Below are 22,257 nucleotides of genomic sequence, written 5' to 3' on the forward strand. Positions count from 1 at the left end.
AGAGCTGAGCTTATTTCCATCTCGGTACTTTTCTTGTCTTCTTTATACAATAGAAAACAAGAACCATCGACATGTGAGTTTTAATATGACCATCGCCACTTATAGTGACAAAACAAGTAGTAGTGACAAGCCTATGAATACTGTCGCCAAAACTGAACAAGCACCTGAGAGTTCACCACAAAAGAAACATCTTCGCCAAAAAGAAGGTGTTGATTTAAAAGAAAAATTTTTTCATGGTTTATTCTTTGGTAGTGCCATTATTGGTATTGTTTCTCTTGCCCTCATCGCTTACTTCATCATTGCCGAAAGTATCCCAGCTTTTAAAGCCGTCGGGGTCTCGGGTATTGTTTTAGGCGATAACTGGTTACCACCTGCGCTGTATGGTGTTTACACCATGATCATCGCTTCTGTTGTTTCCACTTTTGGGGCCGTTATTATCGGCGTACCCGTCGGGTTACTCACCGCTATCTTCATCGCAGAAATTGCACCAAAACCTATTGCTGATGTGATTCGCCCTGCGGTTGAATTGCTCGCTGGTATTCCTTCGGTGGTATACGGCTTCTTCGGCCTTGTGATTATCGTCCCTTTGATTCAACAAATCTTCGACGTTCCGGCAGGTAACACCATCTTAGCCGGTATTATCGTATTAGGTGTGATGATACTCCCAACCGTTATCACCGTATCTGAAACCTCAATCCGAGCGGTTCCTCATGCTTATAAAGAAGGATCACTTGCGTTAGGCGCTTCAAAAACTTACACCATATTCAAAATTCTCGTTCCTGCTGCTCGCTCAGGCATCATGACTGGCGTGATTTTAGGTATTGCTCGTGCTCTTGGTGAAACCATGGCAATCATCATGGTAATGGGTAACGCCCCTGCCATGCCAGAAGGCATCTTAGATTCTGCGCGTACCTTAACCGCTAACATTGCTATTGAAATGTCTTATGCAAGTGGGATTCACGCCAATGCATTATACGCAACGGGTGTGGTGTTATTGGTATTCATCATGCTGTTAAATGCGGCTCTTCTGTACTTTAACCGTCAGAAAGCGAGGTAAAAACGATGGATTTAATCAAACTAAAAAAACAACGCCAGCAAAAAGACGCAATGCTCAACGTGTTCATTTGGGCATCGGCAGCTTTAACGGTTGGTTTTCTATTCTGGATTATCTGGTACATCCTGTCTAACGGGCTACAACACGTAGATTGGAACTTTATCAGCGACGACTACACTCGAACCGGAGATGAACACGGAATATTCCCAATGATCATCGCAACCATTTATATGGTTATCGCTTCAATTGCCGTTGCAGCACCACTTGGGATCATGACGGCGATTTATTTAACCGAATACGCAAAGCCGGGCAGTAAATCAGTGAAAGTGATTCGCTTTTGTACGGAATCACTCGCAGGTATTCCATCGATCATCTTTGGTCTATTTGGTATGACCTTCTTTGTGGCCGTATTAGGGCTTGGATTCTCCATCCTCTCTGGCGCATTAACGCTGAGTATTTTAATCCTTCCCGTCATCATTCGTACAACAGAAGAAGCATTAATGGCAGTATCTCAAACCTACCGTGAAGGATCTTATGGCTTAGGTGCTTCGAAAATTTACACCATCTGGCGCTTGATTTTACCCAGTGCAATGCCTGGTATTTTAACGTTGGTCATTCTTAGTATCGGTCGTGTCATTGGTGAATCTGCCCCTGTGTTTTTAACCGCAGGTATGGTTGCGCGTATTCCTGAATCATTATTAGATTCGGGCCGTACCTTAACCGTTCACCTTTATAAACTCACAACAGAGCTGTTTAGTGTTGAAGAATGGAACCAAGCTTATGGTACTGCGACCGTATTGATTGTTCTCGTTTTGATCATCAACATGCTAACAAAACTTATTGGTAGTCGTTTTAACCGAGCCAATTACTAAACGTTAGCAAAACAACACTCAAACACATGACTGATTATGACAGAGTCGCTGATTCAGATATCTACAAATGAATAGCGGCTCAGACGATAAGATTAAGAGATATTAAAATGAATAAATTCAACATTGAAAACCTAGATTTATACTACGGCGATAACCAAGCGCTAAAAAGCATCAACTTACCGATTCCACAAAAACAAGTGACTGCGCTTATCGGCCCATCAGGTTGCGGAAAATCGACCCTATTACGCTGCTTAAACCGCATGAATGATTTGATCGCCGGCGTGAAAATCACGGGTAAAGTGTCGATGGATGATAACGATATATACGGAAATATTGATGTATCTGACTTACGCATTAAAGTCGGCATGGTATTCCAAAAACCCAACCCTTTTCCTATGAGCATTTATGAAAATGTCGCTTACGGATTACGCGCCCAAGGCATAAAAGAAAAAAAATACATTGATTCAATCGTAGAAAAATCGCTGCGCGGAGCAGCGTTATGGGATGAAGTGAAAGATCGTTTAAAATCACACGCCTTTGGTTTGTCAGGCGGCCAACAGCAACGCTTGTGTATTGCTCGCACCATTGCAATGCAACCAGATGTGATTTTAATGGATGAGCCAACCTCAGCACTCGATCCCATTGCGACTCACAAAATTGAAGACTTGATGGAATCCTTGAAAAAAGAATTTACCATCGTCATTGTTACTCACTCAATGCAACAAGCTCGCCGTATATCAGACCGTACCGCCTTCTTCTTAATGGGCGAGCTAGTTGAACACGACGACACACAAACGATCTTTAACAACCCGAAAGATGACCGTACACAAGGCTATGTCAATGGTGACTTCGGTTAAGTAAGCACCATTAATCAATCAAAGAGCTAGGCTTCCGCTCCGCCTAGTTCAAAGAATAACTATAAAAAGCGATGAACTTTTGCCCCTTACTGAGGGGCTTTTTTATACCTATAGAAACATACATTCAACTTTAAAAACAGTAAGTTAAGAAACATCGGTTACGCATGAAATACAGGTTTCTTAGCATGGTTTAGGTCAAATTGTGGACAAAGGGTTGAGGGTTAATACACATAATAAACCACTTTAAATTTAATATTAAAGACTCAATGCTCATAACCCTTAGCGACCTCAAACAAAGCATCTAAACAGGGATGTGGGCTCTTTGCCTCCCGCAATCTTATTAAGGTAATTTCTAAAGGCACTTTATATTCTGACCATATATGAATTAAGCGCCCACTATTAATGTGAGGTAAAGCAACCGTTTTAGGAATACAAGCAACACCATTTCCATGAATGGCCATTGGTAACAAAGATTCTGAAATAGTTGACTGAAATAACGTGGATAATTTACTAGTATATGGTGTCAAGGCTAACAAGGGAGCCGAAAGTTCTAATAGCTGAGAAGATGGTGCATAAGTTAAATGTGGTATTTCTTCCTCTTCAAGTTTCTCAAGCGAAAAGCTACTTCCGCACACCCAAATTAACGCATCATCTGCAAGCTTTATAATCTCAAATTCGCTCGGCTCAAAGTAATTCACAACAAATTCATTTTGATAGAAAAGTAAGCAATCAGCACGTTGAGATTGTAATGCTGCCTGATAACCTGAAATCGAACGGACACCTGAATCAATACTCGTCACTAAAGGTGTATCTATTTTCTTTAATATATCGGTATACCATTGGGGAAAGAAATTACAAGCAAGTGTATGTAAGGAAGCTATCACTATAGGATTATTTTTTGTCGCAACCATTTCTTCACATCGCTCCGACATCTGGATCATTTCTGATGCAATGGGATACAGCCGTTTACCTTCAACGGTCAACTTTATGGGCGTTCGAGAGCGGTCAAACAACTCCACTTTTAGATGCTGCTCTAATTGTTGAATTCGACGACTGAATGCCGCTTGTGAAGACGCGTTTAACTTAGCTGCCAATGAAAATTTTTGGCAATCTGCAAGCGTAATAAAATCCTTTAACCAACGAATATTCATGACTCTCCTTTTTAACATTATCGAATTTTTGCATAATAGATGCAAAATACAAGACATAAAAAACTTTCCTTTCATGGATATTAGCGCCTAAATTATATCCATTATGTATTAATTTTTATTCAATAATAGTACAAAAAACACCATATATAGGGATTTAATATGAAATTGAAAGCAATAGGATTAATGCTCTCTAGTTTTCTGGCTTGCACACTTTCGACACATAGTTATGCAGAAACTAAAGACGATGTTATAAAACGCGGCTCTCTAAAGTGCGGAGTTTCAAGTGATAAAATGGGATTCTCTTATATCAACGATCAAGGTAAATGGTCAGGTATGGATGTTGATCTTTGTCGCGCTGTCTCCGCCGCCGTTTTAGGATCACCAGACAAAGTTGAATATATTACTACCACATCAAAAAATCGTTTTACTTCTTTAGCCTCAGGTGAAATCGACATTTTATCAAGATCGACAACTTGGACCGTCGCCCGTGATGCTAAATTAGGCGCTGATTTTACAACAATTTGGTTTTACGATGGCCAAGGCTTTATGACGCGAAAATCATTAGGTATCAAGTCTGTCAGCGATCTTAACGGCGCCACTTTTTGCCTTTCACCAGGAACAACATCAGAACATAACCTAGCAGATTATTTTAGTGCTAGAGGGTTAACATACCGTTCCGTTGTATTTGAAAAAACCGAAGAGCTATACTCCGCATACCAAAAAGGTCGCTGTGATGCGCTAACCAATGACATCACAGGTTTAGCGGCTCGCCGTACCTTATTTAAATCGCCTGATGAACATGTCATTTTGCCAGAAGTTATTTCTAAAGAACCATTAGGAGCCTATGTTAAGCAAGGTGATAACCATTGGAGAGATATCGTCACTATGGTTGGGTACGCATTAATAGATGCAGAAGAATTAAAGGTTACCCAAGCTAACGCAAAAGAGTTGGCGAGCCAAACAAAAAATGTTTCCATCAAACGCCTACTCGGAACTGATGGCGATCTAGGAGCAGCATTAGGGCTGACAAAAGATTGGGCTTTAAAAGCGATTCAAGCTACAGGTAATTACGGCGAAATTTTTTCACGTCATGTGGGCTCCAATTCACCACTTAAGTTTGAACGTGGTGCGAATGCGTTATACATCGATGGCGGCCTAATGTACTCACCTCCTTTCCGTTAATTGTTAAATAATACAGCTTGTCATTATTGGCAAGCTAACTTCACATGGATTAAGTGGAAATGATTATGAAAGTCACCAAAGGCACCCTTATTGATTGGGGGCAGCAAGCTGCATTATTAATTATCGTCTCAGCTTTATTTCTATATCTTGGCACCAATATGTCTGAGAATATTGATAGTTTGGGGATCACAACTGGGTTTGATTTTCTTAACGATCGTGCCGGTTACGACATTACTTTTAGCTTAATTGACTACAATCAAAACGATACTTACTTACGCGCTTATTGGGTTGGCGTTGCTAATACTTTACTCGTCTCATTTATGAGTATCGTTTTTGCTACTTTACTAGGCTTCATTATCGGAGTTGGGCGAGTATCGAAAAATTGGGTCATAAGTAAACTCTGTCGTGCCTATGTAGAATTAATTCGAAATGTGCCATTGGTGATCCAATTGATTTGGTGGTATGCACTTTTTTTAAGTTTACCACCTGTTAGAAATAGTATTTCTCTGGCTGATGATATCTATCTATCTAATCGAGGTCTCGCCATACCGCATATATCTATGAATGGTTGGGGAGTATACGTACTGATAACTTTGGTCGTGTCTTTAGCGCTAGCATTGATATATCGAAATTATGTTTATAGACGCTCTCAATGGAAAGGCTTTAACCCTATCATATGGCCTAAGTTCACATTGATCACACTATCACTTCCCTTTCTGATGATCATGTTCATCTTACTCACCAATAATGCCTCTATCAGCACTCCGAAACTTACCGGCTTTAATTTCCAAGGAGGAATGATCGTTATTCCAGAGCTTGTTGCCTTGTGCGTGGCATTATCAGTGTACAGCTCAAGTTATATTGCCGAAATCGTTAGAGGTTGTATCCAATCCATTTCCTCTGGTCAGCAAGAGGCAGGAAAAGCATTAGGCTTTACCGACCACAACATAATGTGGAGATTGATTGTGCCCCAAGCCATATACCCTATGGTTCCACAAATTACGAGTGTCTATCTCAACATTATTAAAAACTCATCATTAGGGGTGGTAATTGGTTTTATGGAGCTTGTTTCTTCCACCGGAGGAACAACCCTCAATAATACAGGACAAGCAATTGAATGCATCCTCCTCGTTATGGGGACGTATTGTGCTTTTAGTCTGATTACTAGCCTATTAATGAATTGGTATAACTCACGTATTTCAATAGGGAAATAATCATGAATAACGACAACACTATTCACATGATTGAACCAAAGCCCGCTATCCAAATAAAAAAGGATTGGATAACTTGGTGTAAGAAAAACTTATTTTCTACACCTTTTAATACCTTATTGACGATTGTTGGCGCACTTTTTATCGTCTGGGTAATACCAACCATGTTGAGTTGGTTTATTTTCAATGCAACTTTTGTAGGACAAACCCAAGCCGATTGCATTTCTAATGGTGCTTGCTGGCTACCCGTGGTCAACCGTATTGAACTATTCACTTATGGTATGTATCCAGAAAGCCAACAATGGCGTGTCGATGTCGCGTTTGGTTTAGCCGCTCTCGTCATTCCAATGCTGTACATCAAACGTATCAGCAGGCCTTTTATGCTCATTTACTTAATCATCCTACCTTTTGCTATGTGGATGATGCTAAAGGGTGGCAATTTTGGCCTAGACACAATCTCTACCACGAAGTTTGCCGGCATGATGCTGACTTTATTTCTCGCTATTTTTGGTATGGTTTTCGCATTACCTCTGGGCGTTTTATTGGCCCTAGGTCGTCGTTCAAAAAAGCCCATTATACTCTGGCTAAGTGTCACCTATATTGAGTTAGTCCGCTCAGTTCCAGTCATCACGTTACTTTTTATGGCTTCATTAATGATCCAATTATTCTTGCCACCAGGACAGGAATTTGATGTCTTGCTAAGAGTGGTGGCAGTTTTAGTACTTTTTACTGCCTCCTATATGGCTGAAACGATCCGAGGAGGGTTACAGTCCATTCCTCAAGGGCAATTTGAGGCAGCAAAAGCCTTAGGGTTCGGTTATTGGAAAATGATGGGACAAATTATTTTGCCCCAAGTACTGAAAAACTCAATTCCATCATTACTTAACCAATTTGTTGGTATTTTAAAAGAAACAACCTTAGTCATGATTGTCGGTGTTCTCGATATTGTAGGCGTGGCATCAAGTACCCTCTCTAATGCCAAATGGGTTGGCTTAGAAAATGAAATGTATGCATTTTTAGCATTGTTCTTTTTCGTGTGCTGTTTCTCTTTATCACAATACGCTTCTCACCTTGAACGCCGACTAAAATAATTCCACGGAGATAGAAAATGGATGTTATTAATATTAATCAACTAAACAAATGGTATGGCGACTATCACGCACTCAGGGATATCAACCTAACCATTAAAAAAGGCCAACGTATCGTAATATGTGGCCCTTCAGGCTCAGGAAAATCAACACTAATCCGTTGTATAAATCAACTCGAAAAACACCAATCCGGATCCTTAGTCGTATTTGGTTCACCGGTACAGGACACACCTAAAGAATTGATAAAATTAAGAAAACAAGTCGGAATGTGCTTTCAATCATTTAACCTTTTCCCTCACTTAACGGTATTAGAAAACTGCGTTTTACCTCAAACATCCAACCTTAACGTAAGCGAAGATAAAGCGATTGAAATGGCTTTAATCTTGCTTGAGAAAGTGAAAATACAAGAGCAAGCCAATAAATATCCAAGTCAACTTTCTGGTGGACAACAACAGCGTGTTGCCATTGCTAGAGCACTTTGTATGAAGCCAGAAGTCATGTTATTCGATGAGCCGACCTCGGCGCTAGATCCTGAAATGATTTCAGAAGTCCTAGATGTAATGACCGATCTCGCTCAAGAGGGCATGACCATGATTTGTGTTACACATGAAATGGGGTTTGCTCGTAAAGTTGCAGACCGAGTCATTTTTATGGATCAGGGTCAAATCATTGAAGAAAATAATCCAGAAAACTTCTTTTCTTCTCCTAAGTCACCACGAACTCAAATGTTCTTAAATCAGCTTATTCAACACTAAGGTCTACTATGTCTCACGAATATTCAATCGCTATCCACGGCGGCGCCGGAGCAATGTCAAAAGGAAAACTATCTCCAGAGCAAGAAGAGGATATAAAAAATGTCCTGAAAGGAATTATTGAAGAGAGCCTAAAACATTTAAGTGAAGGACAAAGCGCATTAGATGTGGTTCAAACGGCCGTCAATAAACTTGAAGATTGCCCATGGTTTAATGCAGGAAAAGGCGCCGTCTTTAATCATGAAGGTAAACATGAACTAGATGCTGCTATCATGTGTGGTAAAACACTAGAAGCCGGTGCAGTATCAGGTATCCGGTATAGCCCAAATCCCATTAATGTCGCAAGAGCAGTAATGGAAAACTCACCTCATGTTTATTTAGGAGGAGAAGGTGCCGAGAAGTTTGCTCAAGACTGTGGGCTACCAGAAGTGGATAACCAATATTTTTCAACCGATATGCGTTACCAACAGTTACAGTCAGCCTTATCAGAGAAAGGTGTTGTTTTAGAGCCAACCACAAATGACTATAAATATGGAACGGTAGGAGCGGTGGCGAAAGATAAACATGGCAATCTCGCAGCGGCTACTTCAACCGGAGGAATCACTAATAAACAATACGGACGTATTGGTGACACTCCCGTCATTGGGTCTGGTACTTATGCAAATAATCTTACCTGCGCCGTTTCAGCCACCGGACATGGTGAGCACTTTCTACGTCACGTCGTTGGGTATAATGTTTCTGCTCGTATGCAATTTGCACATTTAGACTTAATATCTGCTGCAGAGCATGTTGTATTTCAAGATCTACCCTCTACCGGAGGCAGTGGCGGTCTCATTGCTATCGATAAAGAAGGGAATATCACTTTACCCTTTAACACTGAAGGTATGTATCGTGGTTGGGGCTCAAGCATCCAACCCGCTCAATCAAAAATTTATAAATAAACAACAAATATTCACAGCAATCAGCCTCAACCGAATTTTTCTGATTGAGGCTGATATATTCTTCATACAAAGCGTCTGATTAGATCCCCACTACCGCATTTTTAAATTCGAAATAAAATGCAGCTCATAAGAAAGCACACGGTTATTGACGACTATTTCTTCATCGCTTAACTCAATATTTCTGAATAAGAAATTACTGTATTTTACAAATAAGAAATAAAATACCGACATTGAAATACCCGTTTGATAATGGCTATCGACTATTTTCATTCTGAAATGATGCAAGTCATCATTTTCACGTGTACAGCTAAACATCATTTGAAAGTAGTTACTCATCAGGTAATTAAGATCGTTATGGTACGCGCGTAAAACTTTTGCATTTAATTCATGTTGTAAGAAATGCTCAGCTTGAATAAAGTTTAAACGCTCATTAAGGTCTAATTTCAGCTTAAGTTCATCAGCTGATAAATTAATATCATAGCTATCAAATTCTTCACAAATCATCTCTATTTTTTCGACTGATTTTTTACTCAGTAGAATACTATCCGCATAGCGAATCATTTGAGAGAGGCTTTGGTGGCTATTTAAATCAAACACGACATAACCGGCACTTACGGTAAAGCGGGGAATAGATTGTGCTTTACAGTCATAAGCAATTTTTTGATTAAGCCGTCCCATAAACTGCTCGTGTTCAAATTCTTGTTCACTAGCAATATAAAGTACGATTAAAAATTCGTCTCCGCCAAGGCGAACAATATCATCATCCGACTTACAAATGTGTTTTGCCGCCGTCGCAATAATTTTGATGGCTTTATCACCAACATCATGACCGTATTTATCATTAATTTGCTTGAATTTATTCGCATCAATCGAAAAAATATGAGCCGTTTTATTGGTACTCACCGCTTTTTCAATTTTTTTATACACTTTTTGATGAAGGCCATTACGATTATACGTTTGAGTTAACGTATCGAAGTATTGTTTGTCTCCTTCACGTAATCCTTTTAGCATCTGTAATAAAGTCAAGTAACTCAACATATAAATAAAGAAAGGAAGAAATAATAAATACTCTTGTTCTTCAATCATTAAATTAAGCATCGAAACTTTAGGAATATTTATCCTCATTGTCATTTGACCAAAATCAGACCACTGCCTATTTGATGGCGAGCTTTGTATCAAGATGCCATTATTAGAGGAAAAATGGTTACCTTCGGCTTTATGGTGATAAATAACACTGTCTCGATTCAATATTTCAATATCGGCGTATTCAAAGAGTTCTATTCTTGAATCACTCTGGTTTAAAGACTGGCGAAATAACATATCCAAATCAGATTTGTAAATCTCGCGAACAATAAACCCAACCACTTCCCCTTGATAACTAACGACATTTTTAACAAATTAAAGAGCCGATTGTCTTGTCACCTCATCACCATAAGGCACCGTTATCCAATAGATGACATTTTCATCAAGAGATTTTTTATACGTTGTTTTCACATGGGGTGTTTTATATTGCTTTAAAGATGCTTGATTAGTTGATGTATTAAGTAAAACGACATAATCACTTGATTTTGCAACAAAGTAATAAAGTGAGGGGATTTTAGGATTAGTTCTCACTAAACGTAATAGTTCCGAATTCGTCGGAGAAGATGACATTACGGTACACAGTAGACTTAATTCTTCATTAGAATAGTTTTTAATATTACCACTGCCCAATAGCACACCATCATGGTTATCCACTTCCCCTGCTTGCATCACTTTGCGGTTAACAAATTCCATGGTTTCAGGATTGGTGACAATGGTATCCAAACACTTATTCGCATTCTCTGGCTTTTCATCCAATGGGTGAAATTGCTCAGATAAAGAATCATGATGAACCGAAGTAAACTGTAGAAATTGAAATTGAGTTTGTGTATTAAATGCAACATTATTCAATTCATACGCCGCACTTGGCAAAATATCGGTTTTAATCCGATTTTTTAAGGCCCCATATTCATGAAAGAAGAAAAATAGAGTGATCAGTACTGTGACAATAGCGCTTAAAATAAGTGTTTGTTGTTTTAATTTCTTTTCATTATTGAGCATTACTTAGCCCAATAGATCCTTATAGAAACATAAGGATACTCCTGTCTCGAAAAATGTCAGAAACCATTGTATTATTAAGGTTAATTTTTCGTCATTTCGCTAAAATCAATAAACAAAGAAAATAATAGGCCGAATTAAATCATTAGTGGTGATGATTTACTGCTTATTATTTACTCTTAGGCTTCGCCAGATCATGGAGAGAAACGCCTGACTGTTCTAATAGCGCTTCAATGGCAGGTAACCATTTACCTAAATTTTCTTCTAAGGTATCTCGAACTGTATCAACTAATACTTGAGTGCTTCTTTCAATTTCGATATTTAAAACGGCACCACTTTGTTGATCTTCAAACGTTGTCATTCGACGGGTTTCAGGGATCAACCAAACATCAAACCAACCGGCTTTTTTATCGACATCTGAAATAGTTAAACTGGCGCCATTAATCGCAATGTAACCTTTAGGGAAAATATAGCGTTTCCAATGATCGTCAATACCAATGCGGATGCGGTAGTTTTCTTCAATATGAGAAACATCTAACACCATCGCTTTAAAATCTACATGCCCAGAAAGGGGATGCCCACCAATTTCAGCTCCATCTTTTGCAGCGCGCTCAGCATTCACTCTGCTACCAAGTGTAAAAGTATTTAAGGTTGTAATTTGTAAACTTTTTATCATCACATCAAACCTCAATATTTCTGATGATAATATGTCCGTTACGGTTAAACAGACCCCATCAATAGCAACGCTGGCACCCACTTCAACACCTTGACAAAAGCCCGTTGGAAACTGAATTTCAAACGTTCGAATGCCTTGCTCATCCGACACTTGTGTAATGATGGCAATCGCTTGAACTATCCCAGTAAACATAGTTAGACCTTTATAATTATAAAAAAAGCAGATAAAAACGTGGTTCAAAAAACCGATGACTCTACGACCCGTAAGCATCCAAATATAATATGGTAGCGGCGGTTCTAGAAGCCACTTTAAGCTTTTTCAATAAACTTTTCATATGTACTTTTACCGTTGACTCCGAAATAAATAAATGATCAGCAATTTGCTTGTTACGATATCCTTTTGCCACTTCTTTAAGAATTTGCATTTCTCGGTCAGTCAATTGATCAAGCAAATTTTCACGATCATCTCTGGTGGCTAAGTGCTCTTTTACTAATTCACTGTAAACCGTCTCACCTTTTCGGGCTTGTTTTAGCAACGCAATCAGATCATCAGGTTCGGTATCTTTTAGCAAATAACCATCGGCTTGTGCTTTTATTAATGCATCAATATCTGCTCGGTTATCTGAGACAGTCAAAATAATAATTTGACTGTCAATGCCCTCTTTACGTAGCACTTTTAATGTATCAAGACCCGACATTCCTTTCATATTCAAATCAAGAAGAATCATATCAGGTTGAAACTCATTGGCTAATGCAATTGCCTCGACACCATTACTGGCTTCGCCGACAATATCAAAACAATCTTCTAACCCAAGTAACTGACCAATTCCTCGACGCATTAATGGGTGATCATCGACCAATAAAATCTTACTTATCGTCATCGTGGTTTTCCTTTGGTTCAATATTCATTGTTAAAGTTATTTGGCAGCCTTTACCTATTTGAGAATGAAAATCGTAGTGTGCATCTAACCGTGAGGCTCGCTCTCGCATAATAGACAAACCATAATGATTAAGCTTAGGCTCAGTGGGGTCAAATCCAATGCCATCGTCATGAATCTTCACATGAATAGCATGAGTTTTGGCGTAACATTCCACGTTAATATGTTTAGCATTAGCATGTTTAACGGCATTTAAAACCGCTTCACGAATAAATTGTAAAAGATGGACTTGTTGCTGAGCATCAAGCTCAATAGAAAGCAGTTGGTTATCCACTTGTAAACTGGCTTGTGTTTGCACTCTTAAAGGTTTCAACATTTGTTGTAATGCTTCGCCAAAATCGGCCTCTTCAATTTGCAAGCGAAAGGTACTGAGTAATTCACGTAACTGTGTGTAGGCTTGAGCCAGAACCTCATCCACATCTTGGATAATATTAATGGCAACCAAGCAACGTTTCTGGCAAATCTCTTGATTTAAATTTCTCTTAAGTAACGTAATTTGTATTTTTAAATAAGATAAAGATTGGGCTAAAGAATCATGAAGCTCACGGGCAATGGTCGCCCGTTCTTCCATTAAAATAAGTTGCTCTGTCTGTTTTTGATTGTGGTTAAAGAAAAGAGCACGAGCCACAATCCGCCCTAAACTTTCCATTAATTTACGCTCGGGGTGTGTTTTATTTTGCTGCCAACGTAATTCCCCCAAACTCATATCGCCCACTTGTAATGAATAACTAACCCAAGGTAAATCGGTTACCTGCCCTGATAGTAATTCAATATGCCCACCGCCCTTCTCTTCAACCAAAAGTTGGCAAGCAACAATTCCATCAATTTTCTTGTAATCATTAAGCACTTCTTGGAAGTCGGAAAGGCCTAATCGAGAGCTGGATAAGGCTTTAGAGCAATTATATAACATTTGTAAAGCGTTATTCGCTTGCTGCAACTCAACGGTTTTTTCATCTACCGCTTGCTCTAAGTTTTGATATAAAACTGCCAGTTCTTTCGCCATATTTTCATAACACAGCGCCAGTACCTCTAACTCCGTATCATTGTTAATATTTAAATCAATATCAAACTTTCGGTTTTGAATATCTTGGCTCGCCCTCACTAATTGAGTCAGTGGATTTACTACCTTGTTTTGAGCAAAACGTATGATCCACACTGTGATCAGAAAAATAAAACCAAGGCAGATCCCACCAACCCACGCCAGCATTTTTAACTTATGTTCAGAAAAATACTGCAAAGCCAATACAAAGTGATCAATTTTCTGAACTACACCTTCGATCTGATCGGAATAATTTTTTTTATTTTTCGACTGTAACTGATGAGACAAATCTTGCCAAAGCACTAAGATGGATTGATATTGCTCCTGAATTTTGATCGGTACAAAAATACTGTCTAAAGACATCATAGCTGGCGAGCGTAATGACTCATCAAATAAGGTGATGTGCTTTGATAATTGTGGGGATTGAATCTGTACGTCATACGCAAGCCGATAACTTTGCATGCGTAACGAACCCGCAACATTAATAATTTCCGCATCTTTTAAACTATAAGACAAGGTTAACAAGGCCACACCTGTCGTAAATAACGCCAAAATCAAAATGGAAGTTAGCCCCTTTGCTATCGTTGAAGCAATAGGTTTTTTAGGGCTTGAAAATTGGTTTGACTTTAACGCTACATTCACTCAATCACCATAATAATACTAAACCTTGGCTTATCTCAATCCGCTCTATACTTCATGTTACTTGAAGCATTCAAATATGTGTGAAGTTTGTGCACATATTTAATTGATCTAAAACAAGTCTACCCCTTAATTACCCCTTTGTGGGTATTTAAGCTTTACTTATTAAAACTACAATTTTAGTTGGGTTATTAAAGGCTTCTATTTTTTGGTTTTTTAAGGTTTTAACATCTATTTTCAGTTATTAAAAACATGGTTAATGCATTCAATTGCAATATTTTCGACAAAGGATTTGGTTTGACACATTCTTCACTCAATCATTCAAGACGCCAACTTTTTACTCGTCGAAATTTATCAGATAAGCCGTCACTACCTTGGATAAAAGAATCCCTGTTTAGTGATTTATGCACCCAATGTGGCCAGTGCGTAAAAGCATGTCCAACAAAGATCATTCAGCCATCCGATGGGGGGTTTCCTCGTGTCGATTTTCAACAAGGCGAATGCACCTTTTGTTACCAGTGTGCAGAGGTTTGCCCTGAACCATTATTTAACCCGAAAACACAACCAGCATGGCAAGCAAAAGCCCATATTGAGGATAGTTGCTTAGCGAAAAAAAACATCGATTGTCGAAGTTGTGGGGACAGTTGTGAGCCTTTCGCGATCCAATTTAAATTGGCAGTAGGATCGGTTGCTCAACCACACATTCAATTACCTGATTGTACCGGGTGTGGCGCATGTGTCTCGGTTTGTCCAACCTCCGCCATCACAATCAAACACACTTAAATTTAAGAGAACACTGATGTCACTTAATGAAGTTCATATTTCAAGTTTAGTTGTTCATGTTGTTCCACAACATTTAGCCGCCATTAAACAAACCATTGAATCGTTTGATGGTGCTGAGATTTACGGTGAAAGCGAAGAAGGAAAATTGGTCGTCGTCATTGAAACCCAGAATCAAGGTTACATTACCGACACCATCGATGCTATTAACCAACTCAACCATGTATTAAGTACTGCTTTAGTTTTTCATCAGATCGAAACCGACCTAGATGATGAAGCAAAGACAACTGAATAATAAGAATTAAAGACCGACATTTTAGGTCAACACTGGATTAAAAACCTGAGGGTGATGTATGAAAATGACAAGACGTGCGTTTGTTAAAGCAAATGCAGCCGCTTCTGCAGCCGCAGTCGCAGGGATTAGCCTCCCAGCTTCCGCTACTAACTTAATTGTCAGTTCGGAAGAAACCGCGATTAAATGGGACAAAGCACCGTGCCGCTTTTGTGGTACTGGTTGTTCTGTTTTAGTCGGTACTCAAAAAGGCCGAGTAGTGGCAACACAAGGCGATCCTGAAGCGCCAGTAAACAAAGGCCTTAACTGTATTAAAGGCTACTTTCTATCAAAAATTATGTACGGTAAAGATCGCTTAACAACGCCATTACTTCGCATGAAAAATGGTGAATACAACAAAGATGGTGAATTTTCTCCAGTATCTTGGGATCAAGCTTTCGATGTGATGGCAGAGAAATTCAAAAAAGCCATTAAAGAAAAAGGCCCAACGAGCGTTGGCATGTTTGGTTCTGGTCAATGGACAGTGATGGAAGGTTACGCGGCTTCTAAGTTGATGAAAGCCGGTTTCCGTTCAAACAATATCGACCCGAATGCCCGCCACTGTATGGCTTCTGCGGTAGTTGGATTTATGCGTACCTTTGGTATCGATGAACCAATGGGTTGTTATGATGACTTCGAACACGCAGATTCATTCGTGCTTTGGGGCTCCAACATGGCCGAAATGCACCCTGTATTATGGACTCGTATCACCGACCGCCGTTTAAGTCATCCTCATGTTAAGGTGAATGTCCTTTCAACTTACTACCATCGCAGCTTTGAATTAGCCGATAAAGGCATGATTTTCCATCCTCAATCAGACCTTGCAATTGCTAACTTCGTGGCCAACTACATCATTCAAAATGATGCAGTTAACTGGGACTTTGTTAATAAACACACTCACTTCAAGCAAGCTCAAACCGATATTGGTTATGGATTGCGTGATGACAATCCACTTCAAATGAAAGCCAAACATCCAAATTCTGGCGACATGACAAACATCTCATTTGAAGAATACAAAAAATCGGTAGCACCTTACACCGTAGAAAAAGCATCTGAAATGTCTGGGGTTCTACCTGAAGACTTAATCTCGTTAGCAAAACAATACGCCGATCCAAAAACCAAGGTAATGTCACTTTGGACCATGGGGATGAACCAACACACTCGTGGTGTTTGGATGCAAAGCTTGGTGTACAACCTACACCTGTTAACCGGTAAAATTTCAGAACCGGGCAACAGCCCATTCTCATTAACAGGTCAACCTTCAGCTTGTGGTACGGCTCGTGAAGTGGGTACCTTCTCACACCGTCTACCTGCCGATCTCGTGGTCGCAAACCCGGCTCACCGTAAAATTGCCGAAAAAATTTGGAAACTACCAGAAGGGACGATTCCGCCAAAACCGGGTTTCCATGCGGTACAACAAGATCGCATGCTGAATGATGGTGTACTAAACGCTTACTGGGTAATGTGTAACAATAACATGCAAGCCGGACCGAACATTAATACTGAACGTTTACCGGGTTACCGTAACCCTGAAAACTTTATTGTTTGTTCAGATCCGTACCCAACCGTAACCGCGCAAGCTTCTGACCTTATTCTTCCAACAGCAATGTGGGTAGAAAAAGAAGGAGCTTACGGTAATGCTGAGCGTCGTACTCAAGCTTGGTATCAACAAGTTTCTCCTGTTGAAGGTGCTCGTTCTGACCTTTGGCAGATCATGGAATTCTCAAAACGCTTCAAAATTGAAGAAGTATGGGATGAAGAACTCATGATAAAAGCACCAGAGCTTCGCGGCAAAACCATGTACGACATTTTATTCCGCAACGGTAATGTGGATAAATTCCCACTGACTGAAGCACAAGAACTAAATGATGATGCCAAATCAGCAGGTTTCTACGTTCAAAAAGGCCTATTTGAAGAATACGCCACGTTTGGTCGTGGTCATGGCCATGACTTAGCACCATACGATGTATACCACACCGTTCGCGGCTTGCGTTGGCCGGTTGTTGATGGCAAAGAAACGTTATGGCGCTTTAATCCAGAATACGACCCATACGCCAAACGTGCCGGTCGTGACTTCTACGGTAAGCCCGATGGTAAAGCACTGATCATTTCAGCACCGTATGAAGCACCACCAGAAATACCAAATAAAGAATACGACATGTGGTTATGTACTGGTCGTGTGCTTGAGCACTGGCATACTGGCACCATGACACGTCGTGTTCCAGAGCTTTACAAAGCAGTACCTGATGCCCATTGCTACATTCACCCTGATGACGCAGAATCTCGCAACCTACGCCGTGGCGATGAAGTTCTCATTCAATCACCACGTGGTGAAGTGCGTGCCCGTGTTGAAACTCGTGGTCGTAACCGCCCACCACAAGGCTTGGTATTCGTACCGTTCTTTGATGCTCGCATTCTGGTTAATAAATTAATTTTAGATGCCACAGATCCTCTATCCAAACAGACTGACTATAAAAAATGTCCTGTGAAGATAACAAAAATTGCCAGCGTTTAAATGCTGAATATTTAGCATTTAAAACTCAAAGAAATCGGAGAAGATTATGAAAAAAATCATCATGGCATTGATAGCAGCAAGTGTGCTGATCATCAGTGCAGTACAAGCAGAAGACGCCAGCGATAAAACGACGCCTGTCGTCACAAACCCTGGTGGTATTGGTGGCGTTCAGTCGTTACGTGGTGCAAGCGAAATAGAATCGACACGCCCAGCAGACGATTTTAAGCGCTTCCCTAAAGATCACCAGTTAGACAGTAACTATGTGTATCAACCACCATTGATTCCACATACGATCCGTAACTACGAAGTCTCTTTAAACGCCAATAAGTGTCTTTCTTGTCATAGTTGGAAAAATGCCAAAGAAATGGGCGCAACAAAGATAAGTGTCACCCACTATGTGAACCGACAAGATGCGGTATTGTCCGACGTATCGCCTCGTCGCTACTTCTGCTTGCAGTGTCATGTACCACAAGCGGATGCCAAACCTTTGGTGGAGAATAACTTCCAAAGTGTCGATTCGTTAAAAAAATAAAACGCTAGGCTTGGGTAAGTATTGCCTTACCTAAGCCATTCAAAAAGTGACTTAAGAGTAAAATCTATGAAAATATTAAAAAACTTTTGGAAGCGTTTATCGACCCCAAGTAAAGCCGCAGCAGGTGTGATCTTGTTTATGGGCTTTATGGGTGGTTTACTCTTCTGGGGTGCTTTTAACACCGGTATGGAAGCAACCAACACCGAAGAATTTTGTTCAGGCTGTCATGCCCCAATAGTAAAAGAGATACGTGAAACCATTCACTACTCTAACCGATCTGGGGTTCGCGCTATCTGTTCAGATTGTCATGTGCCGCATCAATGGACAGATAAAATCGTTCGTAAAGTACAGGCATCAAAAGAATTGGTTTACAACTTTATCGGCACTATTGATACAGAAGAAAAATTCAAAGCTCGCCGTGGTCATTTAGCCCACCGTGAATGGCAACGAATGAAGGACAACGACTCCAAAGAATGTCGTAACTGTCACCAATTCAACTACATGGATTTCTCAGAGCAAGGGCCACGCGCAGTGAAGCAACATTCTACCGCACTGGCGGACGGCGATAAAACCTGTGTAGATTGTCATAAAGGGATTGCCCATAAACTGCCCGATATGAGAGATGTTGAAGGCTGGCAATAAGTCACCAGATAAGAAGGAAGAAGCATGAGTACTTTAGAATACGTTATCTGGCATATACTAGGTTATGCTGCCATACCCACCATTATTTTAGGTGGCTTTGTGGCCGTGGCAGTGATCTGTATTTGGTTATTGTCGATAACGAAAGATAAGACGTTAGATTAAATTGATACTATAAAAACAAAAACCCGCTCAGTTCAAAATGAGCGGGTTTTCTTTTACCTGAAAATAATAACAAAACTGTTTCTATTTTTGCTGAAGTTTTTCAGCCACTTTTATCAACTCTTCACATGTCTTTTCTATATCCGCAATATCATGATTAACCGTTTTCGAATTTAACGTCATATAAGGAATAGTCATAACTGCCATCACTTCACCCCAAACACCCAAAATAGGTACTGAGATATTGGTAACACCTGATATTTGAGGGCTCTCTCCGATGTAATAGCCTTTCTTTGCGATAGCGGAAAGTTTTTCTAAGTGTTCCGGCGCTAAACCATCAAGTTTATCTAATATCTCTGCACGTTTAACTTCATCACTGAAGCTCAGCAATACGAGTCCAGACCCGGATGCACCGATATCTAATTCGGCCCCAATACGCAAACTAAACCCCATTTTATAAGGGCTTTCTTGGCCTGCAATCACGATCAACTTGCCATTGCTATAACGACTAATATGGCAAGATTGGTTCACTGAATAACTCAGTTTTTCCATTAAAGGTACGGCTTTTTTTAGTAACAGCGCAATAGGTGGCGATTGGTTGGATAAAGCAAACATCTTTAAGGTTAAGGCATAGCTTGCGGTTTCAGGATCAAACTCAATGTATTGCTTTTCAACCAAAACACTCAACATCCGAAAAATTTCATTAATGCTTCGATTAAGTTGAGTGGCGATTTGTTTTTTAGTTAATGGGTCTGCTTGGCATGCTAGTAACTCTAATATTTCTAGACCTTTCTCTAGTGCAGGCGCCCGATATTCTGTTTTTTGTATTGGTTCCAAGTTTCCACCACTGGGTTAACGAATGCTAGCGAACTACATCTATTGTCTTTCATAACACACTCATTGAAAAGAACATAAAAATAAAGCCCCATATCAAATGGAGCTTTACGTTTTTAAACAAGACTATAATTATCCAATCAACCCCATCATTTCAGGTATAGCCATCGATATAGCTGGAACATAAGTTACTAGCATCAAGACAAGGAATATCGCAAAGAAGAATGGCAATAATGTACGAACCACACTGTCAATACTGATCCCACTCACCTTACAACCAGTAAAGAGAATCGGCCCTACCGGTGGAGTAATCGTCCCAAGAGATAAGTTAAACACTAATAAGATACCAAACTGAACCGGATCCATTCCTAATGCCATACAGATTGGCAAGAAGATTGGAGTAAAGATAAGTACTGCTGGAGTCGGGTCCATAAAGGTGCCGACAAACAAAAGGATCACATTGATAATCAATAAAATAATAATTGGGTTGTCGGTTACCGATAGCAAATTATCCGCAATCATGGCTGGAATTTGAGTAAATGCCATTACCCAAGACATGATTGACGACGTTGCTAGCATGAAGATAACAATTGCCGACATTTTCGCCGTACTTAAAAATATCTCAGGCAATTTTTTAATATCAAGTGAGCGATAGCCCAAACTTAAAATCAATGAATAGACGACCGCAATGGCAGAAGCTTCTGTTGCGGTAAAAATCCCGCCTAGTATCCCACCAATCACCACTACAATAAGCGATAAGCTTGGAAGCGCATCAATAGTCACTTTACAGCAGTCAGCTAATGTCATGCTATGTTTTGCAATATAACCACGGCGTTTTGCCATAAAGCCAGCCATAATCATGACACTTAGGCCCCATAAAATACCAGGTAAATAGCCGCCCATAAACAAAGCAGAAATTGACACACTACCCGCTACCGTTGCATAAACAATCAATGTATTACTTGGCGGGATCAACATACCTGTTGGCGCTGAAGCAATATTAACCGCGGTACTAAATGCTGGGTCATAACCCTCTTTTTTCTGAATTGGTGACATGATGCCACCGACTGCTGCCGCCGAAGCCACACCAGAACCACTGATTGAACCAAATAACATGTTTGATACAACGTTGGTTTGCACTAAAGAACCAGGGAAAAAGCCACTGATGATCTTAGAGAAATTAATTAACCTTATCGCGATCCCCCCATTATTCATTATGTTGCCGGCCAGTATGAAAAATGGAATTGCGAGTAAAGCAAATGAGTCTAACCCAACAAACATTCGCTGAGCAGAAGTCAGCATTGCACCTTTCATTGGTAGAATAACCAACATCGCCGCAAAAGATGAAATACCTACCGCGATACTAATAGGCGTACCTATTACAAGAAAAAAGACCACACCACCGAACATGATCAGTGCGGCAAGAAGTGCCATATCCATTGCTATTTCCTTCTATTTATTATTTTTGTTTTAATGCTTTAAGGCGAGAAATAAAACCGATCTCATGGCACAAGAAATAAAATAAAATGATTGCACCACTGATTGGGATAACCGAGTAAATCGTCCCCATTGGGATTTGCAATGCCGAATCTTGCTGCCACATTTGTCTTACTGCCGTGTTGTAGCCACCAAAAACCATAATAGAAAAGCCAAAGACTACGATGACAAGCTCAATAAACATATCGAGATAGATTTTAGTTTTTTCCGAAAATTTATCTTTAACAAAAGTAATGCTCATGTGTTCACGCAAACCAAAAACATAAGCACTACCTAAAAAGATCAACCAAATAAATAAATACCTAGACAACACCTCACTCACACCACTAGGACTATCAAATAAATACCGTGAAATAACTTGGTATGTCACCAATGCCGTCATAGCGCCAACAATCGCGATGCATGCCCAAGAAATCAGTTTATCAACGAGGAATTTAACCTTATTCATCGCCAATAATAATTTAGATTCATTACCACTTAACATGTCTC

General features: G+C 39.9%; 23 protein-coding genes. 14 read left to right on the forward strand and 9 right to left on the reverse strand.

Translation table 11 applies throughout. From position 1 onward, the window contains the following. The first annotated feature begins 85 nt into the window (after positions 1 to 85). The 3 genes from pstC (at position 86) to pstB (ending at position 2,783) form a co-directional block, all read left to right on the forward strand. A complete protein-coding gene (gene pstC, locus VCASEI_RS17835) occupies positions 86 to 1,057 on the forward strand; it encodes a phosphate ABC transporter permease subunit PstC (RefSeq protein WP_086960123.1) in 972 nt (323 codons plus the stop codon). Between the two features lie 5 nt (positions 1,058 to 1,062). Next, positions 1,063 to 1,926 carry a phosphate ABC transporter permease PstA gene (gene pstA / locus VCASEI_RS17840; protein WP_089111039.1) on the forward strand — a complete coding sequence of 288 codons (864 nt, stop codon included), beginning with the start codon at positions 1,063 to 1,065 and terminating at the stop codon, positions 1,924 to 1,926. A gap of 107 nt (positions 1,927 to 2,033) precedes the next feature. Further along, positions 2,034 to 2,783 carry a phosphate ABC transporter ATP-binding protein PstB gene (pstB, locus tag VCASEI_RS17845; protein ID WP_086960121.1) on the forward strand — a complete coding sequence of 250 codons (750 nt, stop codon included), beginning with the start codon at positions 2,034 to 2,036 and terminating at the stop codon, positions 2,781 to 2,783. Between the two features lie 263 nt (positions 2,784 to 3,046). Here the strand turns inward: pstB and VCASEI_RS17850 are convergent, their stop codons facing one another. Further along, the gene (locus VCASEI_RS17850; protein ID WP_086960120.1) at positions 3,047 to 3,934 is read right to left on the reverse strand and encodes a LysR family transcriptional regulator; all 888 of its coding nucleotides are present in this window, start codon (positions 3,932 to 3,934) and stop codon (positions 3,047 to 3,049) included. 159 nt (positions 3,935 to 4,093) lie between these two features. Here VCASEI_RS17850 and VCASEI_RS17855 point away from each other — a divergent pair, with 159 nt between their 5' ends. From VCASEI_RS17855 to VCASEI_RS17875, 5 genes are all read left to right on the forward strand, one after another. Beyond that, complete coding sequence (locus VCASEI_RS17855) at positions 4,094 to 5,116, forward strand: amino acid ABC transporter substrate-binding protein (RefSeq protein WP_089111038.1); 1,023 nt, start codon at positions 4,094 to 4,096, stop codon at positions 5,114 to 5,116. A 65-nt stretch (positions 5,117 to 5,181) separates the two neighbouring features. Beyond that, positions 5,182 to 6,330 carry an amino acid ABC transporter permease gene (locus VCASEI_RS17860; protein WP_226983346.1) on the forward strand — a complete coding sequence of 383 codons (1,149 nt, stop codon included), beginning with the start codon at positions 5,182 to 5,184 and terminating at the stop codon, positions 6,328 to 6,330. Positions 6,331 to 6,332: 2 nt separating this feature from the next. Continuing rightward, on the forward strand, positions 6,333 to 7,418 hold the full coding sequence (locus VCASEI_RS17865; RefSeq protein ID WP_086960117.1) for an amino acid ABC transporter permease: 1,086 nt from the start codon (positions 6,333 to 6,335) through the stop codon (positions 7,416 to 7,418). A gap of 17 nt (positions 7,419 to 7,435) precedes the next feature. After that, a complete protein-coding gene (locus VCASEI_RS17870; protein ID WP_086960116.1) occupies positions 7,436 to 8,170 on the forward strand; it encodes an amino acid ABC transporter ATP-binding protein in 735 nt (244 codons plus the stop codon). Between the two features lie 8 nt (positions 8,171 to 8,178). Continuing rightward, positions 8,179 to 9,108, forward strand: a complete 930-nt coding sequence (locus tag VCASEI_RS17875; protein WP_086960115.1) for an isoaspartyl peptidase/L-asparaginase family protein — start codon at positions 8,179 to 8,181, stop codon at positions 9,106 to 9,108. A gap of 90 nt (positions 9,109 to 9,198) precedes the next feature. Here the strand turns inward: VCASEI_RS17875 and VCASEI_RS17880 are convergent, their stop codons facing one another. From VCASEI_RS17880 to narQ, 5 genes are all read right to left on the reverse strand, one after another. Beyond that, positions 9,199 to 10,473, reverse strand: coding sequence for a GGDEF domain-containing protein (locus VCASEI_RS17880; RefSeq protein WP_089111037.1), 1,275 nt, complete (start codon positions 10,471 to 10,473; stop codon positions 9,199 to 9,201). A 33-nt stretch (positions 10,474 to 10,506) separates the two neighbouring features. After that, a complete protein-coding gene (locus VCASEI_RS17885) occupies positions 10,507 to 11,190 on the reverse strand; it encodes a hypothetical protein (protein WP_089111036.1) in 684 nt (227 codons plus the stop codon). Between the two features lie 166 nt (positions 11,191 to 11,356). Beyond that, positions 11,357 to 12,055: a riboflavin synthase subunit alpha gene (locus VCASEI_RS17890; RefSeq protein WP_086960113.1), complete on the reverse strand. Its 699-nt coding sequence runs from the start codon at positions 12,053 to 12,055 to the stop codon at positions 11,357 to 11,359. A 61-nt stretch (positions 12,056 to 12,116) separates the two neighbouring features. Beyond that, positions 12,117 to 12,743 carry a response regulator gene (locus VCASEI_RS17895; RefSeq protein ID WP_086960112.1) on the reverse strand — a complete coding sequence of 209 codons (627 nt, stop codon included), beginning with the start codon at positions 12,741 to 12,743 and terminating at the stop codon, positions 12,117 to 12,119. Next, positions 12,730 to 14,481, reverse strand: coding sequence for a nitrate/nitrite two-component system sensor histidine kinase NarQ (gene narQ, locus VCASEI_RS17900; RefSeq protein WP_086960111.1), 1,752 nt, complete (start codon positions 14,479 to 14,481; stop codon positions 12,730 to 12,732). The genes VCASEI_RS17895 and narQ overlap by 14 nt, the downstream gene beginning before the upstream one ends. A 294-nt stretch (positions 14,482 to 14,775) precedes the next feature. Between narQ and napF the strand changes: the two genes are divergently transcribed. The 6 genes from napF (at position 14,776) to VCASEI_RS17930 (ending at position 19,440) form a co-directional block, all read left to right on the forward strand. Beyond that, positions 14,776 to 15,261, forward strand: a complete 486-nt coding sequence (gene napF, locus VCASEI_RS17905; RefSeq protein WP_258954848.1) for a ferredoxin-type protein NapF — start codon at positions 14,776 to 14,778, stop codon at positions 15,259 to 15,261. Positions 15,262 to 15,277: 16 nt separating this feature from the next. Next, a complete protein-coding gene (locus VCASEI_RS17910; protein WP_086960109.1) occupies positions 15,278 to 15,553 on the forward strand; it encodes a chaperone NapD in 276 nt (91 codons plus the stop codon). Positions 15,554 to 15,611: 58 nt separating this feature from the next. Further along, positions 15,612 to 18,104, forward strand: a complete 2,493-nt coding sequence (napA, locus tag VCASEI_RS17915) for a periplasmic nitrate reductase subunit alpha (protein WP_086960108.1) — start codon at positions 15,612 to 15,614, stop codon at positions 18,102 to 18,104. A gap of 46 nt (positions 18,105 to 18,150) precedes the next feature. Beyond that, positions 18,151 to 18,636 carry a nitrate reductase cytochrome c-type subunit gene (locus VCASEI_RS17920; RefSeq protein WP_086960107.1) on the forward strand — a complete coding sequence of 162 codons (486 nt, stop codon included), beginning with the start codon at positions 18,151 to 18,153 and terminating at the stop codon, positions 18,634 to 18,636. A 66-nt stretch (positions 18,637 to 18,702) separates the two neighbouring features. Then, complete coding sequence (locus VCASEI_RS17925) at positions 18,703 to 19,278, forward strand: NapC/NirT family cytochrome c (RefSeq protein WP_086960106.1); 576 nt, start codon at positions 18,703 to 18,705, stop codon at positions 19,276 to 19,278. Between the two features lie 24 nt (positions 19,279 to 19,302). Beyond that, a complete protein-coding gene (locus tag VCASEI_RS17930; protein ID WP_086960105.1) occupies positions 19,303 to 19,440 on the forward strand; it encodes a TIGR02808 family protein in 138 nt (45 codons plus the stop codon). Between the two features lie 81 nt (positions 19,441 to 19,521). On the opposite strand, the gene VCASEI_RS17935 is transcribed toward VCASEI_RS17930, so the two are convergent. The 3 genes from VCASEI_RS17935 to VCASEI_RS17945 all read right to left on the reverse strand — a co-directional run bounded on the left by VCASEI_RS17935 (position 19,522) and on the right by VCASEI_RS17945 (position 22,252). Then, the gene (locus VCASEI_RS17935) at positions 19,522 to 20,274 is read right to left on the reverse strand and encodes an IclR family transcriptional regulator (protein WP_086960104.1); all 753 of its coding nucleotides are present in this window, start codon (positions 20,272 to 20,274) and stop codon (positions 19,522 to 19,524) included. Between the two features lie 129 nt (positions 20,275 to 20,403). Beyond that, positions 20,404 to 21,711, reverse strand: coding sequence for a TRAP transporter large permease (locus VCASEI_RS17940; protein WP_086960103.1), 1,308 nt, complete (start codon positions 21,709 to 21,711; stop codon positions 20,404 to 20,406). 19 nt (positions 21,712 to 21,730) lie between these two features. Continuing rightward, on the reverse strand, positions 21,731 to 22,252 hold the full coding sequence (locus tag VCASEI_RS17945; RefSeq protein WP_086960102.1) for a TRAP transporter small permease: 522 nt from the start codon (positions 22,250 to 22,252) through the stop codon (positions 21,731 to 21,733). Positions 22,253 to 22,257 lie beyond the last annotated feature (5 nt).

It is taken from the genome of Vibrio casei (assembly GCF_002218025.2).
In the GTDB taxonomy this organism is placed as follows: Bacteria; Pseudomonadota; Gammaproteobacteria; order Enterobacterales; family Vibrionaceae; genus Vibrio; species Vibrio casei.